The sequence below is a fragment of the Streptomyces sp. 4N124 genome (assembly GCF_052245395.1).
GTDB lineage: Bacteria > Actinomycetota > Actinomycetes > Streptomycetales > Streptomycetaceae > Streptomyces.
In genome coordinates, this window is record NZ_JBQQBS010000015.1 from 37,955 (window position 1) to 59,146 (window position 21,192).

General features: G+C 70.8%; 15 protein-coding genes and 1 pseudogene. 11 read left to right on the forward strand and 5 right to left on the reverse strand.

Translation table 11 applies throughout. The features are described 5' to 3' along the window. Positions 1 to 16: 16 nt before the first annotated feature. From ACTWQO_RS17460 to ACTWQO_RS17470, 3 genes are all read left to right on the forward strand, one after another. Positions 17 to 568: an FHA domain-containing protein gene (locus tag ACTWQO_RS17460; protein ID WP_443238243.1), complete on the forward strand. Its 552-nt coding sequence runs from the start codon at positions 17 to 19 to the stop codon at positions 566 to 568. Between the two features lie 128 nt (positions 569 to 696). Beyond that, positions 697 to 2,076, forward strand: a complete 1,380-nt coding sequence (locus tag ACTWQO_RS17465; protein WP_443238244.1) for a M14 family zinc carboxypeptidase — start codon at positions 697 to 699, stop codon at positions 2,074 to 2,076. Beyond that, positions 2,073 to 2,492 (forward strand): SSI family serine proteinase inhibitor, encoded by a 420-nt coding sequence (locus ACTWQO_RS17470; protein WP_443238245.1) that lies wholly within the window; start codon positions 2,073 to 2,075, stop codon positions 2,490 to 2,492. Before ACTWQO_RS17465 ends, ACTWQO_RS17470 begins: the two co-directional genes overlap by 4 nt. A gap of 70 nt (positions 2,493 to 2,562) precedes the next feature. Here the strand turns inward: ACTWQO_RS17470 and ACTWQO_RS17475 are convergent, their stop codons facing one another. The 3 genes from ACTWQO_RS17475 to glgX all read right to left on the reverse strand — a co-directional run bounded on the left by ACTWQO_RS17475 (position 2,563) and on the right by glgX (position 8,725). Beyond that, entirely contained in the window at positions 2,563 to 3,813 is a 1,251-nt protein-coding gene (locus ACTWQO_RS17475; protein ID WP_443238246.1) for a M14 family zinc carboxypeptidase, read from the reverse strand. A 389-nt stretch (positions 3,814 to 4,202) separates the two neighbouring features. Then, a complete protein-coding gene (gene treY / locus ACTWQO_RS17480; protein WP_443238247.1) occupies positions 4,203 to 6,551 on the reverse strand; it encodes a malto-oligosyltrehalose synthase in 2,349 nt (782 codons plus the stop codon). 65 nt (positions 6,552 to 6,616) lie between these two features. After that, positions 6,617 to 8,725, reverse strand: a complete 2,109-nt coding sequence (glgX, locus tag ACTWQO_RS17485) for a glycogen debranching protein GlgX (protein ID WP_443238248.1) — start codon at positions 8,723 to 8,725, stop codon at positions 6,617 to 6,619. A 182-nt stretch (positions 8,726 to 8,907) separates the two neighbouring features. Between glgX and ACTWQO_RS17490 the strand changes: the two genes are divergently transcribed. From ACTWQO_RS17490 to ACTWQO_RS17505, 4 genes are all read left to right on the forward strand, one after another. Further along, positions 8,908 to 9,720, forward strand: a complete 813-nt coding sequence (locus ACTWQO_RS17490) for a Tat pathway signal sequence domain protein (RefSeq protein ID WP_443238249.1) — start codon at positions 8,908 to 8,910, stop codon at positions 9,718 to 9,720. 54 nt (positions 9,721 to 9,774) lie between these two features. Beyond that, positions 9,775 to 11,097, forward strand: a complete 1,323-nt coding sequence (locus tag ACTWQO_RS17495) for a copper amine oxidase (protein WP_443238250.1) — start codon at positions 9,775 to 9,777, stop codon at positions 11,095 to 11,097. A gap of 102 nt (positions 11,098 to 11,199) precedes the next feature. After that, positions 11,200 to 12,438: an SAV2148 family HEPN domain-containing protein gene (locus tag ACTWQO_RS17500; protein WP_443238352.1), complete on the forward strand. Its 1,239-nt coding sequence runs from the start codon at positions 11,200 to 11,202 to the stop codon at positions 12,436 to 12,438. A 105-nt stretch (positions 12,439 to 12,543) separates the two neighbouring features. Further along, positions 12,544 to 13,266 carry a 3'-5' exonuclease gene (locus tag ACTWQO_RS17505; RefSeq protein WP_443238251.1) on the forward strand — a complete coding sequence of 241 codons (723 nt, stop codon included), beginning with the start codon at positions 12,544 to 12,546 and terminating at the stop codon, positions 13,264 to 13,266. A 160-nt stretch (positions 13,267 to 13,426) separates the two neighbouring features. On the opposite strand, the gene ACTWQO_RS17510 is transcribed toward ACTWQO_RS17505, so the two are convergent. After that, on the reverse strand, positions 13,427 to 14,290 hold the full coding sequence (locus tag ACTWQO_RS17510; RefSeq protein ID WP_443238252.1) for a phosphotransferase enzyme family protein: 864 nt from the start codon (positions 14,288 to 14,290) through the stop codon (positions 13,427 to 13,429). A gap of 170 nt (positions 14,291 to 14,460) precedes the next feature. Here ACTWQO_RS17510 and ACTWQO_RS17515 point away from each other — a divergent pair, with 170 nt between their 5' ends. The 4 genes and pseudogenes from ACTWQO_RS17515 (at position 14,461) to mgt (ending at position 18,790) form a co-directional block, all read left to right on the forward strand. Continuing rightward, the gene (locus tag ACTWQO_RS17515; protein ID WP_443238253.1) at positions 14,461 to 15,402 is read left to right on the forward strand and encodes a carbohydrate ABC transporter permease; all 942 of its coding nucleotides are present in this window, start codon (positions 14,461 to 14,463) and stop codon (positions 15,400 to 15,402) included. Next, positions 15,399 to 16,232 carry a carbohydrate ABC transporter permease gene (locus ACTWQO_RS17520; protein WP_443238254.1) on the forward strand — a complete coding sequence of 278 codons (834 nt, stop codon included), beginning with the start codon at positions 15,399 to 15,401 and terminating at the stop codon, positions 16,230 to 16,232. The genes ACTWQO_RS17515 and ACTWQO_RS17520 overlap by 4 nt, the downstream gene beginning before the upstream one ends. Further along, positions 16,232 to 17,536 carry an ABC transporter substrate-binding protein gene (locus tag ACTWQO_RS17525; protein ID WP_443238255.1) on the forward strand — a complete coding sequence of 435 codons (1,305 nt, stop codon included), beginning with the start codon at positions 16,232 to 16,234 and terminating at the stop codon, positions 17,534 to 17,536. The genes ACTWQO_RS17520 and ACTWQO_RS17525 overlap by 1 nt, the downstream gene beginning before the upstream one ends. Further along, a pseudogene (gene mgt / locus ACTWQO_RS17530) lies at positions 17,533 to 18,790 on the forward strand (macrolide-inactivating glycosyltransferase). Before ACTWQO_RS17525 ends, mgt begins: the two are co-directional and overlap by 4 nt. Positions 18,791 to 18,861: 71 nt before the next feature. Here the strand turns inward: mgt and ACTWQO_RS17535 are convergent. Next, positions 18,862 to 21,117 carry an MMPL family transporter gene (locus ACTWQO_RS17535; RefSeq protein ID WP_443238256.1) on the reverse strand — a complete coding sequence of 752 codons (2,256 nt, stop codon included), beginning with the start codon at positions 21,115 to 21,117 and terminating at the stop codon, positions 18,862 to 18,864. Positions 21,118 to 21,192 lie beyond the last annotated feature (75 nt).

Sequence of the window (21,192 nt, forward strand, 5' to 3'; positions counted from 1 at the left end):
CCCGACAATCACGAGCGTGACGCCGTTTTTCGAGTTCAACACGTACCCCGCGCGGATCTCCGACGCGGAGCGCGACAGGGCGCTGAAGGTGCTCCGGGACGGCGTCGCCATGGGCCGCCTGTCGCACGACACATTCATCCGGCGCATGGAGCTGGCCCTGACCGCCCGACGGTCCGAGGACCTCGCGCTCCTCACCGCCGACCTGCCCACCGAGAGCCGGCTGTCGCGGCTGGTGTTCGGCACCGTCGAGGCCGTCTCCGGCTTCACGGTACGGCTGCGCAGGGCCTGGCAGGCCGAGCGGCTGCCCAAGCTGCTGCTGCCCCACGCGGGCAACGGCCATCCGCTGCGCATAGGGCGCGACCCCGCCAACGGACTCCGGCTGACCCACGAGACGGTGTCCCGGGTGCACGCCGAACTCAGTCGGCAGGGCGGCATATGGGTGCTGCGGGACCTCGGCTCGACCAACGGGACGACGGTCAACGGGCGACGTGTCATCGGTGCCGCCGTCGTCCGTGAGGGTGATCAGGTCGGCTTCGGGCGGATGTCGTTCCGGCTCGCCTCGAACTGAGTCCGGCGCCGGTCGGGATCGCGCCCCGGTGGCCGAAATGCCATTGCCTCTCGCGGTGTTGACGTACCCGTCATCTCGTGACTGACTGTGCGTACACCATGCACACCAGGTGAACCGACGGCACCACATTGTGGAGGTGTGCCCTGCCGCCACTCCTCCGCTACCCGACCGTCGACGAGTTGCACGCCCGGGCGGCGACGCTCGTCGCCCGGCATCCCCGGGACGCCCGACTGCGCCGTGTCGGAAGCTCCCGCGCGGGCACGCCCCTGTGGCTGCTGTCCGTCGGCCACGGCAGCCGCCAGGCCCTCGTCGTCGCCGGCCCGCACGCCAACGAACCCGTGGGCGGCGCCACCGCCCTGCGGCTCGCCGAAAGAGCGCTCGCCGACCCCCGGCTCACCGAAGGAGCCGACGCCACCTGGAACCTGCTGCTCTGCCTCGACCCCGACGGCCTGCGCCGCAACGAGGGCTGGCTGCACGGGCCGTACACCCTGGGCCACTACTTCCGGCACTTCTTTCGGCCCGGCTTCCTGGAGCAGCCCGAATGGCTGCCCGACGGCGCGGCAGCCGCCGTACTGCCGGAGACCCGCGCCCTGCTCGACCTCCAGGACGAACTGCGGCCGTTCCTCCAGTGCTCCCTGCACGGCGTCGACGTGGGCGGCGGCTTCGTCGAACTCACCCGCGACCTCCCCGGCCTCGCCGGACGCATCGCGCACACCGCGGCGCGCCTCGGCATCCCGCGCGAACTCGGCCCGTACGACACCCTGTACTGGCCCGGCCTGGGCCCCGCCGTCTACCGGATCCCGCCGCCGCAGCGGGGCGACCTGGCCGCCGCCATCACCGAGGCCGCCGTCGAGTCGACCTGGTTCCACCCGCACCCGTACGGCACCGTGACCGCGGTCGTCGAGGCGCCCATGTGGAGCGTGGCCGCCGTGGAGGACGCCACCGAGCCCGCCGACCCGGCCGGAGTGCTGCGGACCGTCAGCCACACGCTGCGCCACGACACCGAGGTGCTGCAGCGGCTCCTGGCGCGGATCCGGTCCCACCACGCGGGCGCACCGGACGCGGCGCGCCTGCTCGCCCCGGTCGACGACTATTTACTCGTCTGCCCCGGCCTCGCCGACGCATGGGATCCGGACATCGAGGACGCTGACGGAGCCGACGGCGCGCGCCCGCTGCCCCCGCTCAGCACCGCCCACCTGGCCACCCTGCGCATCGCCGGACGCCGGCTCGCGCTGCGTACGGCGGGGCTGCTGCACCAGCTCGTCGCGGGCGCGGGCCGTGACCCGGCCGGGGTGCTGCCGGAGCTGGACCGGCTGGTCGACGCGTGGTGCGCGGACTACCGCGACGGCTGCGGGGCCCGCTGGATCCCGGTCGCCCGGCAGGTGGAGTACCAGGCCCGGGTGGTGCTCGCCGCCTTCGAACTGGCCGGACGGCACGGGCCGGTGCGCTCCCGTTCGGGTGAGTCGGGGTGGGGCTCACAGGCCGCCGTGCCGATGCATCGGGAATGACGCACTTCACCACAGCGAAAGCGGTACGGGGCGGCCTGCTCGCGGCGGTCGCCCTCCTCGTCGCCTCCGCGACCCCGGCGCAGGCGGGGCCCCGGCCGGCTCCCCCGGACAACTGGCTCTACCTCACGGTCACCCAGGGCGACGCACGGGCCGGCGAGACGCCCGGCAAGCTGCTCCTGTGCAACCCGCCCCAGGGGCCCGCACGTGCGGCCGAGGCCTGCGCGGAACTGGAGGCCGCGGGCGGCGACATCGGCGGCATCCCGCAGAAGGACACCTTCTGCACGATGATCTACGCGCCGGTGACCGTCCACGCGCGCGGGGAGTGGAACGGACGGCCGGTCACGTACACGAAGACGTTCTCGAACCCGTGCGTGATGACGGCCTCGACGGGGTCGGTGTTCGCGCGCCCCGCCTGACCATCGGGCGGGCCCGGCCGGTACGCGCGCGTGAAGGGTGTGCCCATGGGGGCACCGGTCACCCGAGGCGTCACGCCTCCCGGTCGCGCGCGTGCCGCACCGCCGCGACGACCGTGCGGGACTGGTGCTCGACCTGGTGCTCCAGTGGCACCCAGCGGGCGCGGAAACGTTCCGCGAAGGCGTCGCTCCAGGTAGCGACGAGGCGCTCCAACTGGGGCGCCGCGTGGTCGCCGTTCTCCTGGAGGACCCGCATCAGCATGGCCGCCGCCCGCAACGGCAGCCGGCGCGCGAACGCGTCCACGCTTCCGACGTACGCCATGGAATCGTCGGCGGGCTGTGTGTGGATCCAGTCCTCGGCCAGCCCCGGAACCAGCTCCAGCGCCCATCTGGCCGCGCGCAGCAGGGGCCCGTCGACGTCGACGAGCCGCGGCAGCGCCTCGGCGAGCACCCGCTCCACTTCGAGCGAGTCGCGCAGCAGCCGTCCCGCCAGCCGCCGTATCTCGGCTGCCGGCGCCGGATGCGGCGCCGGGTCGTCCACGAGGTCACTCGCCCACATCGGCACCTCGACGACCGCGGTCAGACCGCCGTACCGGTGCACGTGGTACCAGGTGCTGTGCCGCGCGTCGTCCGGCATGCTCGGGTACGCGGCGCCCGCGCCGGGGCCGGGCATCACATGCACGCCGGGTCCGGAGGCGGGCCAGCCCGCGGCGTCGGAGGCGCCGGTCTCCACCGGGATGTGCAGCTCCGCCGCGGACTTGGCGAACGGCTCGGCGAGACCGGGAACGTCCTTCGTCAGCTGCACCCAGCTGCCGCCCAGGTCGGTGCCGTGCAGGGTCACCTGGAGGAAGGGGCGCAACTCGTCGATGACGTGGGTCAGGGCGCGGGTCTCCGGCGGCAGCCGGTCCGGCGGCAGTGCGGACGGCGCCCATTCCGGCTGCTCGGGTGCGGCGGGCCGGAAGAAGCCGCGGTGGTAGTCGTGGAGGCTGCGCGGCGCCGGGGTCACATGCAGGCTCGCTCCGTCGGGGTCGGCGCACAGCAGGAAGTGCCAGGAGGTGTCGGCCCGCAACTGCCGTTCGTGCAGCACCCGTTCCGCGAGGGCGAGGGTCGTCGAGCCCCCGGTCGGCTCGTTGGCGTGGGCGCCGGCGACGACCAGGACGGCGCGGCGGGCGTGGCCCATCGACAGTAGGTGGAGGGGTCTGCCCGCGCGGGAGACCCCCACTTGTCTCAGGGCACAGAGGCCGGGCCGGTGAGCGGCCAACGTCCGGGCGGACGAGACAAGTTCGGAAACGGTGGGGTAGCGCGGCTCCGGCAGGACACTCACCCCCGTCACATCCGCCCGGCTTCGCAATCCGCAGTACCCCACGGTCGCCGTGCAGTGTCAAGGCGGTGGCGGGGGAGGCTCCAGGGGGCGCCCAGATGCATTTACCGGCAGCGGGAAGGGCCGTTGGTGCCAGCAGGGTTACGGGGCCCCGTGCGGCGCCGATGCGTGGCCCCCGGCGGTCTCCGCGCCCGCCTCGAAATCACCCGAATGGGTGTATGGGGCTGCTGCTGAGCTGGCACGGCAGCCGGCTGAGCACGCCGTTCATCCGTGCGCCGGGCACGGACCACCAGCTCCCCGCTCGTACGGCCTGCACCACGGCGTGGACCACCGGACACGCGCCCCTCATGGGCGACTCGTCCAGCGCTCACCGACTCTCCCCGCCGGCCTGGCTAGCCCACCCGCTCCAGCAGCGCCACCGGCAGCCGCTCGAACAGCTCGTCCACGCGCGCGTGCCCGGTGAACTCCCGCTCCGGAGCGAGCACATCGGCCCACCGCCCCGGCGGCAGCGGCAGCAGCGTGTCGCGCCAGCCGCCCGCCTCGGCGAGCCGCAGGGACAGCCGTGTCACGGCGGTCACCACCTCACCCGACCGTACGAACGCCACGCAGTGCGCGGCGCCCGGACCCTCCGAAGCCAGCGGCGCGTATGTCGCCGAGTCACCGAAGACGTCGGCGCGGCGCCCGCGCAGCCGCAGGGCCGCCTCGGTCACCGCGCCCTTGTCGCCGGGATCCTCCGGAGGGAAGGACACGGGCCGCCGGTTGTCCGGGTCCACCAGCGCCCGGTACTCGCCCTCCGTGCCCTGGTAGAGATCGGGCACGCCCGGCATCGTCAGCTGGACCAGGGCGGTGCCCAGCACGTTCGCCCGGATGTGGGGCTCCAGGGTGGCGCGGAAGTCGGTCACGCGTGCGCCCGGAGCCCCGCACGGCCCCGCCGCGACGAACGCGGCCACCGCGTCCTCGTACGGGGGCTCCTGTTCCGTCCAGCTCGTGTACAGCCCGGCCTCGCGCACATGCTTCAGCAGCGCCCCCTGCACCCGGTCCGCCTCCGCCGCGCCGAGCCCGAACACGGTCTGCCAGGCCGCCCACGCCAGCTGCGCGTCCGGGACGCCCTCGCCGGTGCGGGTCACCTCGGCCAGGACGTCCGCCCAGCGCTGCGGGCACTCGGTGAGCACGGCCAGCGCGGCCCGTACGTCGGCGCTGCGCTTGGTGTCGTGCGTTGAGACGACGGTACCGGTGGCCGGCCAGTCGCGCTGCACGCGCGCGCAGTAGGCGTGGAAGTCCTCCGGTGACACGGCCGGGCTGCCCGGGTTCCCGCCCACCTCGGTAGCCGACAGCAGCGGCACATAGCGGTAGAACGCGGTGTCCTCCACGGACTTGGCGCGCAGCGCGGACGCGGTCTGGGCGAACCGGGCCCGGAAATCCGCGTGGCCGGGCCCGTCATCGGCCCGCCCGAGCACCAGGTCGCGTACGACGTCGACGGCACCGGCCTCCTCGGGGACGACGAAGGCCTGCCGGGACTCGGCCGCGGCCTCCTCGGTGACGACCGCGGCGGCGTCCCCGGACTCGTACGGCCGGTAGACCTCCAGACGGACGAGGAGTTCCTGCAGGGCGGTGCGCAGCGCCCAGGGTGCCCGGTCGCGCAGCGTGGGGTCCGCCGACGTGTCGCACAGGCGGCTCGCGACCCGGGTCAGCCGCTCGACCTCGGCGGCCAGCTCATGCGTGAGCACCTTGTACGCCGCCCGCCGTACGGTCGCCTCCCACTGCCCGCCACGGTCGGTCTGAGGGGCCGCGAAACGCCGGTACTGGCCGAGGAGTTCCCCGTACCCCGCCGGATCCGTGAAGAGGCCGTCCACGTGCCGCAGGGCGTCGTATCCGGTGGTGCCCGCGACCGGCCAGGAGGCCGGCAGGTGCTCACCGTCCGACAGGATCTTCTCCACCACCGTCCAGCGGCCGCCGGTCGCCTCGTGGAGCCGCCGCAGATACGCGTCCGGGTCGGCGAGTCCGTCGGGGTGGTCGATCCGCAGCCCGTCGAACACGCCCTCGTGCAGCAGCTGCAGGATCTTGGCGTGCGTGGCCTCGAAGACCTCCGGGTCCTCCACCCGCACCCCGATGAGCTCCGAGATGCTGAAGAACCGCCGGTAGTTCAGCTCCGTACGGGCCAGCCGCCACCACACCGGGCGATACCACTGCGCATCCAGGAGCTGCGGCAGCGGCAGCTCCTCGGTGCCCTCACGCAACGGGAACACATGGTCGTAGTAGCGCAGGACGTCGCCGTCGACCGCCAGGGCGTCCCTCTCCGCGCCGACGGGATGTCCGAGCACCGGCAGCAGCAGCCGGCCGCCCTGCGCCTCCCAGTCGATGTCGAACCATCGCGCGTACGGCGACTTCGGGCCCTCCCGGAGCACCTCCCACAGGGCGCGGTTGTGGCGCGGAGCCATCGCCATGTGGTTGGGGACGATGTCGGCGATCAGACCGAGACCGTGCTCCCGCGCGGTGCGCGCCAGCAGGCGCAGCCCCTCCTCGCCGCCCAGCTCGCCGCGCACGCGCGCGTGGTCCACGACGTCGTAGCCGTGCGCGGAGCCCGGGACGGCCTCCAGGACGGGGGACAGATGCAGATGCGAGACGCCGAGCGACGCCAGGTACGGTACGGCCGTCGCGGCGGCCTCGAACGGAAAGTCGGGCTGCAGCTGCAGCCGGTAGGTGGCCGTCGGCACCACCGGGTCAGGACGCTCAGGTGTCATGGAAACCTACGTACCCGCCCTGCCCTCTTTCGTGTCATCGACTTCCCCTGGACGAGTCCGTTCTCCTAGTCGGGCCGCTGCAACACCGTCATGCTCCGGTCCACCAGCGTCAGCCGGTCCCCGGCCTGCACCTTCGTGCGCGTGCCCGGCGGTACGCCGTCCGCGCGGGCGGTGTCGACGACCACCTGCCACTGGCGGCCGTGGTTGACCGGCACCACGAAGTCCAGTGACTTGTGCGAGGCGTTGAACATCAGCAGGAACGAGTCGTCGCTGATGCGCTCGCCGCGCGAGCCGGGCTCCGAGATCGCGTTCCCGTTGAGGAACACCGTCAGCGCCGACGCCTGCGCCGAGTCCCAGTCCCGCTGGAGCATCTCCTTGCCCTCGGGGGTGAACCAGGCGATGTCCGACAGGTCGTCGTGGGTGCCCTCCACGGGCCGGCCGTGGAAGAAGCGGCGCCTGCGGAAGACCGGATGGTCCTTGCGCAGCCACACCATCGCGCGCGTGAAGTCCAGCAGCTCACTGCCGTCCTCGGGCCACGCCACCCAGGCCAGCTCGCTGTCCTGGCAGTAGGCGTTGTTGTTGCCGCGCTGCGTACGGGCGAATTCGTCCCCGTGGCTGATCATCGGCACGCCCTGGGACAGCATCAGCGTCGCGATGAAGTTGCGCATCTGACGCTGCCGCAGCTCCAGCACCGCCGGATCGTCGGTCTCGCCCTCGGCCCCGCAGTTCCACGACCGGTTGTGGCTCTCGCCGTCCCGGTTGTCCTCACCGTTGGCCTGGTTGTGCTTGTCGTTGTACGACACCAGGTCATGCAGCGTGAACCCGTCGTGGCAGGTCACGAAGTTGATGGAGGCGAGCGGACGCCGGCCGTCGTCCTGGTAGAGGTCCGAGGAGCCCGTGAGGCGGGAGGCGAACTCCGCCAGCGTGCGCGGCTCGCCCCGCCACACGTCCCGTACCGTGTCGCGGTACTTGCCGTTCCACTCCGTCCACAGCGGCGGGAAGTTGCCCACCTGGTAGCCGCCCTCGCCCACGTCCCACGGCTCGGCGATCAGCTTCACCTGCGAGACCACCGGGTCCTGCTGGACCAGGTCGAAGAACGACGACAGCCGGTCCACCTCGTGGAACTGCCGGGCGAGCGTCGCCGCGAGGTCGAAGCGGAAGCCGTCGACATGCATCTCGGTGACCCAGTAGCGCAGCGAGTCCATGATCAGCTGGAGGACGTGCGGGGACCGCATCAGCAGGGAGTTGCCGGTGCCCGTGGTGTCCATGTAGTAGCGCGGGTCGTTCGCCAGCCGGTAGTACTGCGGATTGTCCAGGCCCCGGAAGGACAGCGTCGGGCCCAGATGGTTGCCCTCGGCCGTGTGGTTGTAGACCACGTCCAGGATGACCTCGATACCGGCCTCGTGCAGCGCCCGCACCGCCGACTTGAACTCCAGGACCTGCTGGCCGCGGTCGCCCCAGGAGGCGTACGCGTTGTGCGGGGCGAAGAAGCCGATCGTGTTGTAGCCCCAGTAGTTGTTCAGGCCCATGTCCACCAGACGGTGGTCGTTCACGAACTGGTGGACCGGCATCAGCTCCAGCGCGGTGACGCCCAGCTCGGTGAGATGCTCGATCACCGCCGGATGCGCCAGCGCCGCGTAGGTGCCGCGCAGTTCCTCCGGCAGTCCCGGGTGCCGCATCGTGAGGCCCTTGACGTGCGCCTCGTAGATGACGGTGTGGTGGTACTCGGTGCGCGGGCGCCGGTCGTCGCCCCAGTCGAAGTACGGGTTGACCACGACCGACGTCATCGTGTGCGGGGCGGAGTCGAGGTCGTTGCGCTCGTCGGGCGCGCCGAAGTGATAGCCGTACACCTCCTCGCCCCACTCGATCGAACCGCTGATCGCGCGCGCGTACGGGTCGAGCAGCAGCTTCGCGGAGTTGCAGCGCAGGCCGCGCTCGGGGGCGTACGGGCCGTGCGCCCGGAAGCCGTACCGCTGGCCCGGCATGACGCCCGGCAGGTACGCGTGCCGCACGAACGCGTCGCTCTCCCGCAGTTCCACCGCCGTCTCCGAGCCGTCGTCGTGCAGCAGACACAGCTCTACTCGGTCCGCGGTCTCCGTGAAGACCGCGAAGTTGGTCCCGGCGCCGTCGTACGTGGCACCGAGTGGATACGCCTCTCCAGGCCAGACCTGCATGGATACGACTCTTTCAGGTGTGCCTCGCCGCTGGGGGCGCCTTGGCCCCGAGTCTCCCCGAAAGTGAGGGAACCTCCTATGACTTACGTCCCTCTTACCTCTCGACCAGTGCATACACGGTATGCCGAACCAGTGGGGCAACACGTACTCCCAGGGTTGTTGGGGGAGTAGGGGGCAACAACGTGCGCAATGCAGTGCACCGTCATCTCGGCAAGGTGGTGGCAGGGGCCGCCATCGCGGTGGCCTCGACCGCCGTGATGGTCGCCGTCACCCTGCCGGGGTCGGCGGGGGCCGACGAGAAGGACGGCCGGCAGACGGCCGGCGGGGCCGGACAGCAGGCGGTACCGGGGCAGGGCGAGGCCGTCGCACCCGGTGTCGTCGAGGAGGCCCCGGCCGAGGGCGAGAAGGGCAAGGGCAATGACCCGCTGACCGACGACGAGATGAAGCGGGCCGAACAGCTCGCGGTCAACCGGCAGTTGTTCAACGCCAGCGAGGACGTCGAGGGCGAACGCGGCCCGCAGCGCGTGAGCATCGACCTGGCCGAGCCGGAGGCCGACTCCGGCGCCGGCGCGGACGGGCCCCGGCGCGCCGACGTCACGTTCTACGACTACCGGGACGACACCCTCGTCACCAGGACCGTGGACCTCGACACCGGCAAGGTCGTGGAGACCACCAGCCGGCAGAGCGTCCAGCCGCCGCCCAGCCGGGCCGAGAGCATCGAGGCGGCGAGTCTGCTGATCGCCGACCCGCTGGGCGCGGACCTCAAGGCGGACTACAAGGACGCGACCGGCAAGGAACTCACCTCACCGGACCAGCTGCGGCTGAGCGGAGGCATCTACCGGGCCACGCCGGGCGCGCAGCCCGCCGTACTGGACAAGTGCGGCGAGCACCGCTGCGTACGGCTGTTCACGAAGGTCAAGAACGGGTCGTGGATCGACACCATGTCCCTGGTGATCGACCTGAGTGCCCGCAAGGTCGCCGACCTCGACGGCTGAGCCGACCTCCGTCCACTTTTCCAACCCGCACCTCCTGCAGGGAGTCACTTCTTCATGCGCGTGCACAACAGAATCAGCCGTGCCCACCGCCGGACGGCGGCCCTCGGTGTCGCCGTGGCCGCGCTGGCCGCCGGTCTGACGACCGGGACCGGACCGGCCGCCGCCCAGCCGAAGACCGCCGCCGCGGCCGCCGCCGACTGCAGCGCCGCCTACCGCATCGAGCAGAAGCTCGCCGGCGGCACCACCTGGCGGATGTGCTGGCACTACGACAGCAAGGCCGGTCTCGTCCTGGACGACGTCTCCTACCAGCCCAAGGGCGAGGCCAAGCCGATCAAGGTCCTCAACAGCGGCCGGCTCGGCCAGATCCACGTCCCGTACGACGACGGAGGCGCGGAGTACGACGACCTGACGGGCCAGGACTTCGCCAAGGACCTGATGCCCCTGGCGCCCGGCGAGTGCCCCGGCGGCACCATCAAGACCGTCAAGGTCCCGGACCCGCACGAGGGCGTGAACCCGAACGTCAAGGGCCTGTGCACCACCACCCGGGCCCGCGGCCACGCCTACCGGATGCAGGGCGACACCGCGAACAAGGTCTACCAGGCCCAGGGCAAGGACCTTCTCGTCTACACGGTCAACCAGGTCGGCTGGTACGAGTACATGACCGAATGGCGTTTCCAGGACGACGGCACGATCAACATGAACGTCGGCGCGACCGGCAGCCTCTCCCCGGTCGACTACGACGCGGGCGACGGACGCGGCTGGCCGATCGGCAAGGGCCCCAAGGCCAAGGCCACCAGCCACAGCCACAACGCCTTCTGGCGGCTCGACTTCGCCCTCGACGGCTCCACCAAGAACCGGGTCGAGCAGTACGACTCGGCCGTCTCCCCGCCCCGCGGCCAGCAGCAGGCCCCGACGACCAAGACCACCAGCACCAAGGTCACCAAGGAACTCGCGGGCGACGCCAAGGGCTACCGCTGGTGGCGGATGGTCAGCGCGACCGGCAAGAACAAGGACGGCCACGCGCGCTCGTACGAGTTCGTCCCCGGCCCCAGCACCAAGTACCCGGGCCGCAGTTTCACCAAGCACGACATGTACTTCACCCAGTACAACAAGTGCGAGCTCTTCGCCAGCAACAACCCGGGCTGTGCCAACACCCACCCCAAGGCCGTCGACAAGTGGGTCAACGGACAGACCCTCACCCACCCCGTGGCCTGGGTCAATGTGGGCTTCCATCACATAGCCCGGGACGAGGACCAGCAGCCCATGCCGGTCCACTGGCAGGGATTCTCCATCGCCCCGCGCGATGTCACCGCCATGAATCCGCTCACTCCGGCTGAGCTCGCCGATCAGAACGGCAATCCCATGGACGGTAGTTGAGAAACGGTCCGTCCATCCGGCTGCACCTCGGGCCGCTCCCGGAGTACCCTTCCTTGATCGTTGACACGGGGAGTGCTCGGGGGAGCGGAAGGCGGTGCGCGGGTGGGCTCGGGAGGGCTGGAGTTGCCCCCTGGTGACGAGGGTCACGAGGGGAACTCCGCAGACGTCCCGCCCGGCACGGTGTCCTTGGCCCGTCCGATGGACACGGGTTCCATTGGACCGGAGCTGGACTGGGACGCCGACGCCTGGCGCGAGGTACGTACGCGCGCCCAGCGAGCCGGCCGGGCCTACATCTGGCTGAACCTCGTCGAACAGCGGCTGCGCGCGGTCGTGGCCGCTGTTCTGCGTCCCATCTACGAACCCGTCCACGGCGACGAGTGGGTGGTCGCCGCGGCCGGACCCGCCGGGCAGGAGTGGGTGCAGCGCGCGGTCGCGGTACGCGAAGTCAGCCGCCGCAAGGGCTACTTGCTCGACCCGGCCGACGACAACGTGCTCAGCTTCCTCACCCTGCCGCAACTGCGCGAGCTGATGGTGCAGCACTGGCCCTGCTTCGAGCCCTACTTCGACGAGCGCCGGGACGTCGAACTGGCCCTGGACGAGCTGGAAGTCACCCGGAACGTCGTCTCCCGCAACCGGGCCCTGTCCGAAGCGGTCCTCAATCAGGCCGAGCGGGCCTCCGCCCGCCTCCTCGACATACTCGGCACGGCAGGCGACGTACCGTCCGCGCGCCGGCTGCCCGTCGACGCGGTCGAGGACCTCGTCGGCGACCGGTACGCCGACGTGGTCGCCGTGCACTCCGACCGGGTGCGCCTGCTGCGGCAGTTCCCCGCCGAGGACATCTTCGGCGGCGCCCGCCGGCTCGACGCCATCGGTATCGGCCTCAACCTGCTCGTACAGAACTTCTCCGGACGACGGCTGGTCCGGCTGGCCGAGACGGGCTGCCGGGTACGGCTGCTGTTCCTCAACCCGGCCTCCAGCGCGGTCAAGCGCCGTGAGCGTGAACTCGGCATCAAGCGCGGTGAGTTGAGCCGCGCGGTCGAGATGAACATCCTGCACATGCGGCGGGTGCGGTCCAGGCTGCGCGACCCGGGCGCCTTCGAGATCCAGGTCTACGACGAGACGCCTCGCTTCACCGCCTACCTCGTCGACGGCGACGGCTCGGACGGGATCGCCGTCGTGCAGTCCTATCTGCGGCGGGCGCGGGGCATGGAGGCGCCGGTGCTGGTGCTGCGCAACGGCAGCAAGGTGGTCAAGCCGGGCGAAGTCGACGAGAGCGGGCTGTTTCCGACGTACCGCGAGGAGTTCGAGCAGGCTTGGGCGGATTCGCGGCCGGTGTCCTGACAAGTCCCCCGCCGGGTAAGCGGAATGCCCGTCCTCTGATTGTCAGTGGCTCATGGGAAGGTGGAGACCACTGGGGGAAAGCACCACCGAGAAGGGGGGCCAGGCATGGGCTGGCACCGAGAGCTGCTGATCGGCTTCGACCTGGAGACGACGGGCACGGACCCGCGCAAGGCGCGGATCGTCACGGGGGCCGTGATCGAGGTCAGGGCCGGGCAGCCCATAGGGCGCCGGGAATGGCTGGCCGATCCCGGGGTGGAGATCCCCGCGGACGCGGTGGCGGTACACGGCATCAGCAATGAGCGCGCCACCGCCGAGGGCCGCCCGGCCGACCGGGTCGCGGACGCCATCGCGGACGTCCTGGCGACGTACTGGAAGACGGGCGTCCCGGTCGTCGCCTACAACGCGGCCTTCGACCTGACCCTGCTGGCGGCCGAGCTACAGCGGCATGGCCTTCCGTCGCTGCGTGACCGCCTGGGCGGCGTCGACCCCGCCCCGGTCATCGACCCGTACACCATCGACCGGTCCGTCGACCGCTACCGCCGCGGCAAGCGCAACCTCGAAGCGGTCTGCGCCGAATACGGCGTCGCCCTCGACTCCGCCCACGACGCCACATCCGACGCCCTCGCCGCAGCCGAACTGGCCTGTGCCATAGCCACCCGCCACCCCAAGATCGCCGCCCTCGGCCCGGCCGAACTCCACCGCCGCCAGATGGAGTGGTACGCCGAAAGAGCCGCCGACTTCCAGAACTTCCTGCGCAGCAAGGGCGAGGCGGACGCGGTGATCGACGGAACATGGCCACTACGGGAGCCGGCGGACGAGCCCGTCTGACGGCAAGGTGCGGATGACGGGTCTACAGACCCGCTGACGGCAGGTGCGCGAGCCGTCGGCGGTCTGTCTGTCCGCCCAAGCCGCGGGCAGTCGTGCCGCCTGGGGCGGCACGGGTGGGCGCAGGCGGCACCCCGTCAGCGCCAGGCTGCGCGACGCCCCCTCAGAACGAAAACCACCGCACCGTCTCATCCCCGTCCCGCAAAGACCCCACCCGTCGCTGAAACTCGACCAACGCATCAGGATTGCTCGGCGCATGCTGCGCGACCCACGCACAACTGGCGGTCTCCCGGGCACCGCGCAGCACAGAACACCCGTCCCACTCACGCACATCCCAGCCATACGCATCGGTGAAGGAGTCGTACGCCGCGGCCGGCAGCCCGTAGCGGTCACGGGAGAGCGCCATGACCACCAGATCGTGCTCACGCAGATCGGCCGAGAACGTCTCCAGATCGACCAGCACCGGCCCGTCCGGCCCGACATGCACATTGCGCGGCAGCGCGTCCCCATGGATCGGCCCGGGCGCCAGATGCGGGACCAGGGCAGCCGCGGCCGTCGCGAAGCCGTACCGGCGCTCACGCAGATAGTCCGCGTCGGCCGGAGAAATCGCGTCGCCCGCCAGCCGCAGCCAGCGTTCCACACCGCCCAGCAGATCGCGGGGCGGCAGTTCGAAGGAGGGAGAGGGCAGTGCATGGACGACCCGTAGCAGTTCGGCCAAATCCCGTGGCTCCGCGGGCCGTACGGGATCGGGCATCCGATGCCACACGGTCACCGGATGCCCCTCGACCAGGAGCGCCTTCGGCTCGGCGGCACGCACCGTCGGCACACCCGCGGCCTCCAGCCAGAGCGCGATGTCCAGTTCCCGCCGCGCCCGGTCCAGGAGTTCGGCGTCGCGGCCCACCTTGACGACCAGGTCACCGGCGGCGAACACGGCGTTCTCACCCAGGGCGAGCAACCGCGCATCCCGTGCCGGTCCCGGCAGCACCCCTGCCGCGGCCAGTACGTCCCGCGCCCCTGCCTCGTCCATCGTCCGCCTCCGAGTGATCCTGTGCGTCTGCGTACGGCGTCACCTTCCCGCCATCCGCCGGTCAGTGTCGCATTCGCACAGGTCGCGCCGGGCGCGCGGTGTCTTGACGACGCCGACCGCCTTCACGACCATGACGGGGCCCGTCCGAGCCGCGCAAAGGGGCTGATTCTGTGACATTGGTGACGGAGGTGCGTGGGGAGGGCGCGGCGAAACGCGCGCCGAGCACCGGCCGGAAACGCCCTGCCGCCGATCACGGCGCCTGGTTCCTGGTGTTACCCGCCCTGATACCGATCCTGCTGCTGAGTGTCGGACCACTGCTGTACGGGATCCTGCTCGCGTTCACCGACGCCCAGTCGGGCCGCACCGAGCCCACGGAGTGGATCGGTACGCTCAACTTCCGGGATCTGCTGCACGACACGCTGTTCTGGGAGTCGTTCCGGATCGGTCTGGTCTGGGCCGTCGGCGTGACCGTGCCGCAGTTCCTGCTCGCCCTGGGTCTCGCCCTGCTGCTCAACCAGGAGTTGCGCCTGAGATGGCTGGCGCGCGCCCTGGCCATCATCCCGTGGGCGATGCCCGAGGTGGTCGTCGGCGTGATGTGGCGGCTCGTCTACAACCCGGACGCGGGCATCCTCAACGAGACCCTGCGCGACCTCGGCCTCGGCGACGGCCGTGACTGGCTCAGCGGCCTCGCGACCGCCCTGCCCGCGGTGATCGTCGTCGGCGTCTGGGCGGGCATGCCGCAGACGACGGTCGCCCTGCTCGCCGGGCTGCAGAACACCCCGCGCGAACTCCACGAGGCGGCCGCGATGGACGGCGCGGGCCCCTGGCGCCGGTTCCGTACGGTCACCTGGCCGGCCCTCAGGCCGGTCGCGCTGGCGATCACCGCGCTCAACTTCATCTGGAACTTCAACTCGTTCGCGCTGGTCTATGTGCTGACCAGCGGCGGACCCGGCGGCCGCACCCGCCTGCCCATGCTGTTCGCCTACGAAGAGGCCTTCCGCTACGGGCAGTTCGGCTATGCGGCGGCGATGGGATGCGTGATGGTCGCGGTGATCTCGGTGCTCCTCGCCGTCTTCCTCGCCGGCCGTCTGAGGGGAGGACAGGACGCATGAGGACCAGTCAGGCGGCCCGCACGGGCCAGTACGTGGCACTGCTCGGGTATCTCGTCTTCCTCGCCTTCCCCTTCCTCTGGCTGATCTCCACCGCGTTCAAACCGCCACGCGAGCTGGGCAGCCTGCACCCCACCTGGATCCCGGAGAACCCCACCCTGGCCAACTTCCGCCAGGCCTTCGACGAACAGCCGCTGCTGCACGCCGCGTTCAACTCCCTCGTCGCGGCGCTCGGGGCCGCGGTGATCGCCGTACTGATCGCGACACCGATGGCGTACGTCATGGCCCGGCACCGCACCCGGCTCGCGAGGGCCGCGACCGGCTGGGTGGTCGTCAGCCAGGCGTTCCCGCTCGTGCTGGTGATCATCCCGCTGTTCCTGGTGCTCAAGAACCTCCGGCTGATCAACTCCGTGCCCGGACTGGTCATGGTGTACGTGGTGTGGACGCTGCCGTTCGCGCTGTGGATGCTCGTGGGGTACGTGCGCGCGGTGCCGACCGAGTTGGAGGAGGCGGCGGCCGTCGACGGCGCCGGGCGGCTGCGGACCCTCGTCTCGGTGGTCGCGCCGTTGCTCGCGCCGGGGATCGTGGCGACGGCTCTGTTCGCGTTCATCACCGCGTGGAACGAGTTCTTCTTCGCGCTGGTGCTGCTCAAGACGCCGGAGAAACAGACGCTGCCGGTCGTGCTCACGCACTTCATCGGCGCGGAGGGCGTCGCCGACCTCGGCCCGCTCGCCGCCGCCGCGTTCCTCGCCACCCTGCCCTCGCTGGTCGTCTTCGCGATCATCCAGCGACGGATCACGGGCGGCATGCTCGCCGGGGCGGTGAAGAGCTGATGCACACCCTCTGGAGCGGCCTGCGGCCCCGATGGCTCCCGGCCCTGGCGCTGGCCCTCACCCTGCTGCTCACCGGCTGCACCAACGACGACGTGGCCCAGGACGGCCGTATCACGCTGCGCTTCCAGTCCCTCGCCTGGCAGGAGGAGTCCGTCGCGGCCAACAAGGAGCTGGTGGCGCAGTGGAACGCGTCCCATCCCGAGGTCAAGGTCGAGTATGTGCAGGGGAGTTGGGACAGCGTCCACGACCAGCTGCTCACCTCCTTCGAGGGCGGTGAGGCGCCGGACATCATCCATGACGCCTCGGACGACCTCGCCGACTTCGCGTACGGCGGCTATCTGGCCGACCTCACCGACCTGCTGCCGCAGCGGCTGAAGTCCGACATCCCGCAGCGCAGTTGGCGCACGACGATCTTCGGGGACGGGATCTACGGCGTGCCCTTCCTCCAGGAGCCCCGCGTGCTCATCGCCAACGCCACCTGGCTGAAGCAGTCCGGAGTGCGCATCCCCACGCCCGAAAAGCCCTGGAGCTGGGCCGAGTTCCGGCAGGTCACCGAGGAGCTGAGCGGCGACGGGAAGTACGGCGTGGCCTGGCCGCTCAAGGAGCCCGTCTCCGCCACGCTCAACCTGTCCCTCTCCACCGGAGGACAGCTGTTCCACCGGAACCAGGACGGCAAGGTCACCATCCGCTTCGGGACGGTCGACCAGATGGTGCCCGACACCATCCACGACCAGGTCAACACCGATCGCAGCGCCTCGCCCACCACCCTCGGCAGCGGCGGCTCGGACACCCTGCCCGGGTTCTTCGGTGGGAAGTACGCGATGGTCCCGCTCGGCTTCTCGTACCGCCAGCAGATCGTGCAGCAGGCTCCCAAGGGCTTCGACTGGCAGGTACTGCCCGCCCCCGCCGGAGCCGACGGGCTCGCCCAGGGAGTCAGCCCGCAGACGCTGTCCGTCGCCGAGGAGAGCCCGCACAAGAAGGAGGCCGCCGCCTTCATCGACTTCCTGCTCCGGCCGGAGAACATGGTCCGGCTGGCGCTGGGCGACTGGATGCTCCCCACCGGCACGCAGGCACTGAAGGACCCCGCCCTGCACACGGCGGAGCACGACTGGGCCACCGGTACCGCCCTAGCCGCCCACTTGCGCTCGGCACCCGCGCAGTCCGTCCGCGGCTATCCCGAGTGGAAGGACAAGGTGGCTACCCCGGCGTTCCAGGAGTTCTACAGCGGCGCGATCGGACCGGACGAACTGCGGGAGCGGCTGGAGGAGGACGGGAACCTGGTGCTGGCGCGCTACCAACGCTGACAGCCCATCTATTCCAGTTGCACGAGACGTCTCGTCTCGAATACTGTCTCTCGCATGACCACCCCCGCCCACATCGCCATGTTCTCCATCGCCGCCCACGGCCACGTGAACCCGAGTCTCGAAGTGATCCGCGAGCTCGTCGCGCGCGGGCACCGGGTGACGTACGCGATTCCTCCGGTGTTCGCGGAGAAGGTCGCCGAGACCGGAGCCGAGCCCAAGCCGTGGAACTCGACGCTGCCCTCGCCCGACGATGATCCGGAGGCGTGGGGGAGCACCCTGCTGGACCATGTCGAGCCGTTCCTCGACGACGCGATCCAGGCGCTGCCCCAGTTGATCGCCGCGTACGAGGGCGACGAGCCGGACCTCGTGCTCCAGGACATCACCGCCTACCCGGCCCGCGTCCTGGCTCACCGCTGGGGTGTGCCCGCGATCTCGCTCTCCCCGAACCTCGTCGCCTGGGAGGGCTACGAGCAGGAGGTCGCCGAGCCCATGTGGGAGGAGCCGAAGAAGACCGAGCGCGGGCGTGCCTACTACGCCAAGTTCCACAACTGGCTGCAGGAGAACGGGATCACCGAGCACCCCGACCCCTTCGTCGGCCGCCCCGCCCGCTCCCTGGTCCTCATCCCGAAGGCACTGCAGCCCAACGCCGACCGGGTCGACGAGAGCGTGTACACCTTCGTCGGCGCCTGCCAGGGCGACCGCTCGCACGAGGGCGACTGGCAGCGGCCGGCCGGTGCCGAGAAGGTGGTCCTGGTGTCGCTGGGATCGTCCTTCACCAAGCAGCCCGGTTTCTATCGCGAGTGCGTCAAGGCGTTCGGCGAGCTGCCGGGCTGGCACCTGGTCCTGCAGATCGGCCGGCACGTGGACCCCGCCGAGCTGGGTGACGTACCGGACAACGTCGAAGTGCGGTCCTGGATCCCGCAGTTGGCGGTCCTCAAGCAGGCCGATCTGTTCGTCACGCACGCCGGGGCGGGCGGCAGCCAGGAGGGAATGGCAACCGCCACGCCGATGATCGCCGTACCGCAGATGGTGGACCAGTTCGGCAACGCGGACATGCTCCAGGCGCTCGGTGTCGCCCGGCACCTTCCCATGGAGGAGGCGACCGCCGAGGCGCTGCGCACCGCCGCCCTCGCGCTCGTCGACGACCCCGAAGTCGCCCGGCGGCTGCGGGACCTCCAGGCCGAGATGGCTCAGGAGGGCGGCACGCAGCGGGCGGCCGACCTCATCGAGGCGGAGCTGCCCCAGAAGAAGTGAGCCAGAAGAAGTGAGCAAGAGAGGGCCCGTTGGCTCCCCTGTAGCCAACGGGCCCTCCGCTCGGGGTGAGGTCAGACCCTCACCGGCTCACCCTCGTCGTCCCGCGACTGCGTCCCCCGCGTCACGGCCTCGGGCGCCTCGTCGTGCGTGAGGTCAGGCATCCGGTTCAGCCACTTCGGCAGATACCAGTTGCGCTCGCCCAGCAGCGCCATCACCGCCGGGAGCAGCACGCCCCGGATGATCGTCGCGTCGATGAGCACCGCGGCCGCGAGGCCCACGCCCATCTGCTTCATGGACTGCATCGACAGCGTCCCGAAGATCGCGAACACGGCGACCATGATGACCGCGGCGCTGGTGACGACGCCGGCCGTGGTGACCACACCGTGCGTGATCGCGTCCTTCGTCGTGCGGCCGCGCAGTCGCGCCTCGCGGATCCGCGAGACCACGAACACGTGGTAGTCCATCGACAGGCCGAACAGGATCACGAAGAGGAACAGCGGCAGCCAGGTGATGATGGCGCCGACGCCCTCCGCGCCCACCAGGGACGCGCCCCAGCCGTGCTGGAAGACGGCGACGAGGATGCCGTACGCCGCACCCACCGACAGCAGGTTCAGCACGATCGAGGTGATCGCGATGGTCAGCGAGCGGAAGCACAGCAGCATCAGCAGGAAGGCGAAGACCACGACGAACGCGAAGACCGGGACGACCGCTCCGGCCAGCTGGTCGTTGAAGTCCTTCGAGCCGGCGACCTGTCCGGTGATCGGCGCCTCGACGCCGTCGACCTTGCCGAGCGTGGCCGGCCGTACCTCGTCGCGCAGCTTGTCCAGACTCGCGCCCGCCTTGTCCAGGTCGGAGCCGCCGACCAGTGGGACGTAGACGAAGGCGACGTTCTGCGCGTCGTGCAGCTTGATGTCCACCGGGCCGCGCGAGGCGCCCGAACTGATCGCCTGCTCACGGAAGTCGGTGAGCGCGGCCTGCACCTGAGGAGCGTTGATGTCGTCGGCCTTGACGACCACCTCGGCCGGCTCGGAGCCGCCGGGGAAGGCGTCGTTGACGCGGTTGTACGTCTGCACGATCGGCAGCGAGTCGCCGAACTCCTGGTCCAGCGTGAGGTTCTGCGTCTTCATGCCCACCGCCGGAGCCGCGATCGCCAGCAGTACACCGGCCGCCACGACGACGGAGGCGAGGGGCTTCGCGAGCACGCCCTTGAGGACGGCGGTCCAGAACCGGCTGTCCGAGCCGCCACCCTTGCGCTGACGGCGGCGCAGGAACGGAATCCGCCCCTTCTCCACCCGCCCGCCGAGCAGCGAAAGCAGCGCGGGCAGGACGGTCACGGAGCCGACCATGGCGACGGCCACGACCATCAGCGAGGCCAGGCCCATCGCCTCGAACTCGGCGAGCCCGGTGAACAGCATGCCCGCCATCGCCACGCACACCGTGACACCCGAGACGATGATCGCGCGCCCACTGGTGGCGGCCGCGATGCGCAGCGCGGTCTGCGCGTCCCGGCCGGCCTCCCGTTCCTCGCGCTCGCGGCGCAGATAGAAGAGGCAGTAGTCGACGCCGACGGCCAGACCGACCAGCAGCATCACGGAGTTGGCGGTCTCACTCATCGGCATCACATGGCTGACGATGCCCATCAGGCCCATCGTCGCCATGATCGCGGTGATGGCCAGCAGCACCGGCAGCAGCGCCGCCACGAGCGCGCCGAAGGCGATGAGCAGAATGCCGAGGGCCACCGGCACCGCCGAGATCTCGGCCTTCTTGAAGTCGTCCCCGAAGGCGTCGTCGAACGTCTTCATCATGCTGGCGGAGCCGATCTCCTCGATCCGCAGCGCCCCATGGTCCTTCTGCACGTCCTCGACGGCCTTGAGGACCGGCTCGACCCGCTCGCCCGCGGTCTCCGCGTCCCCGCGGATGTCGAACTGCACGAGCGCGCTGCGGCCGTCCTTCGAGATCGTGTCGGTCTCGTACGGCGACTTCACGTCCGTGACCTCATCGGTCCCCTCGACCGCCTTGACCACGGACTCGACCGCGGCCCGGAAGTCGGCGTCCGTGGCCTTGACGCCGCCGTCCTTCGCCTGGATCAGGACGGTCTCACCGGCCGGTTCGTCGATCCCGGCGTCCTCGATGATCTTGGCGGCGGTGTGTGTCTCGCCCTTGAGCTGGTCGCTGTCCTTGACGTCGACCCGTCCCGCGGCCGACCCGAGCCCCATCGCCAGGACGACGAACAGCACCCAGATACCGACGGCAGCCCATCGGTGCCGGGCGCTCCAGCCGCCGGCCCGGGCGGCGATGCCCCGCACCCGTATATCTCCGTTCCCCATGACGGGCTTGCCCCCTCGTCAGCGGTGCCGACCCCCTGCCGTCACCTTTCGTTTCGAAGGTATGGGCCGGATAAA

Bases quoted from the DNA above. Each gene is read 5' to 3' on its own strand.
- treY (WP_443238247.1), bottom strand. From the start codon at position 6,551: ATGACACCTGAGCGTCCTGACCCGGTGGTGCCGACGGCCACCTACCGG.
- ACTWQO_RS17505 (WP_443238251.1), top strand. From the start codon at position 12,544: ATGGGCTGGCACCGAGAGCTGCTGATCGGCTTCGACCTGGAGACGACG.
- ACTWQO_RS17520 (WP_443238254.1), top strand. From the start codon at position 15,399: ATGAGGACCAGTCAGGCGGCCCGCACGGGCCAGTACGTGGCACTGCTC.
- ACTWQO_RS17535 (WP_443238256.1), bottom strand. From the start codon at position 21,117: ATGGGGAACGGAGATATACGGGTGCGGGGCATCGCCGCCCGGGCCGGC.
- ACTWQO_RS17525 (WP_443238255.1), top strand. From the start codon at position 16,232: ATGCACACCCTCTGGAGCGGCCTGCGGCCCCGATGGCTCCCGGCCCTG.
- ACTWQO_RS17510 (WP_443238252.1), bottom strand. From the start codon at position 14,290: ATGGACGAGGCAGGGGCGCGGGACGTACTGGCCGCGGCAGGGGTGCTG.
- ACTWQO_RS17495 (WP_443238250.1), top strand. From the start codon at position 9,775: ATGCGCGTGCACAACAGAATCAGCCGTGCCCACCGCCGGACGGCGGCC.
- ACTWQO_RS17470 (WP_443238245.1), top strand. From the start codon at position 2,073: ATGACGCACTTCACCACAGCGAAAGCGGTACGGGGCGGCCTGCTCGCG.
- glgX (WP_443238248.1), bottom strand. From the start codon at position 8,725: ATGCAGGTCTGGCCTGGAGAGGCGTATCCACTCGGTGCCACGTACGAC.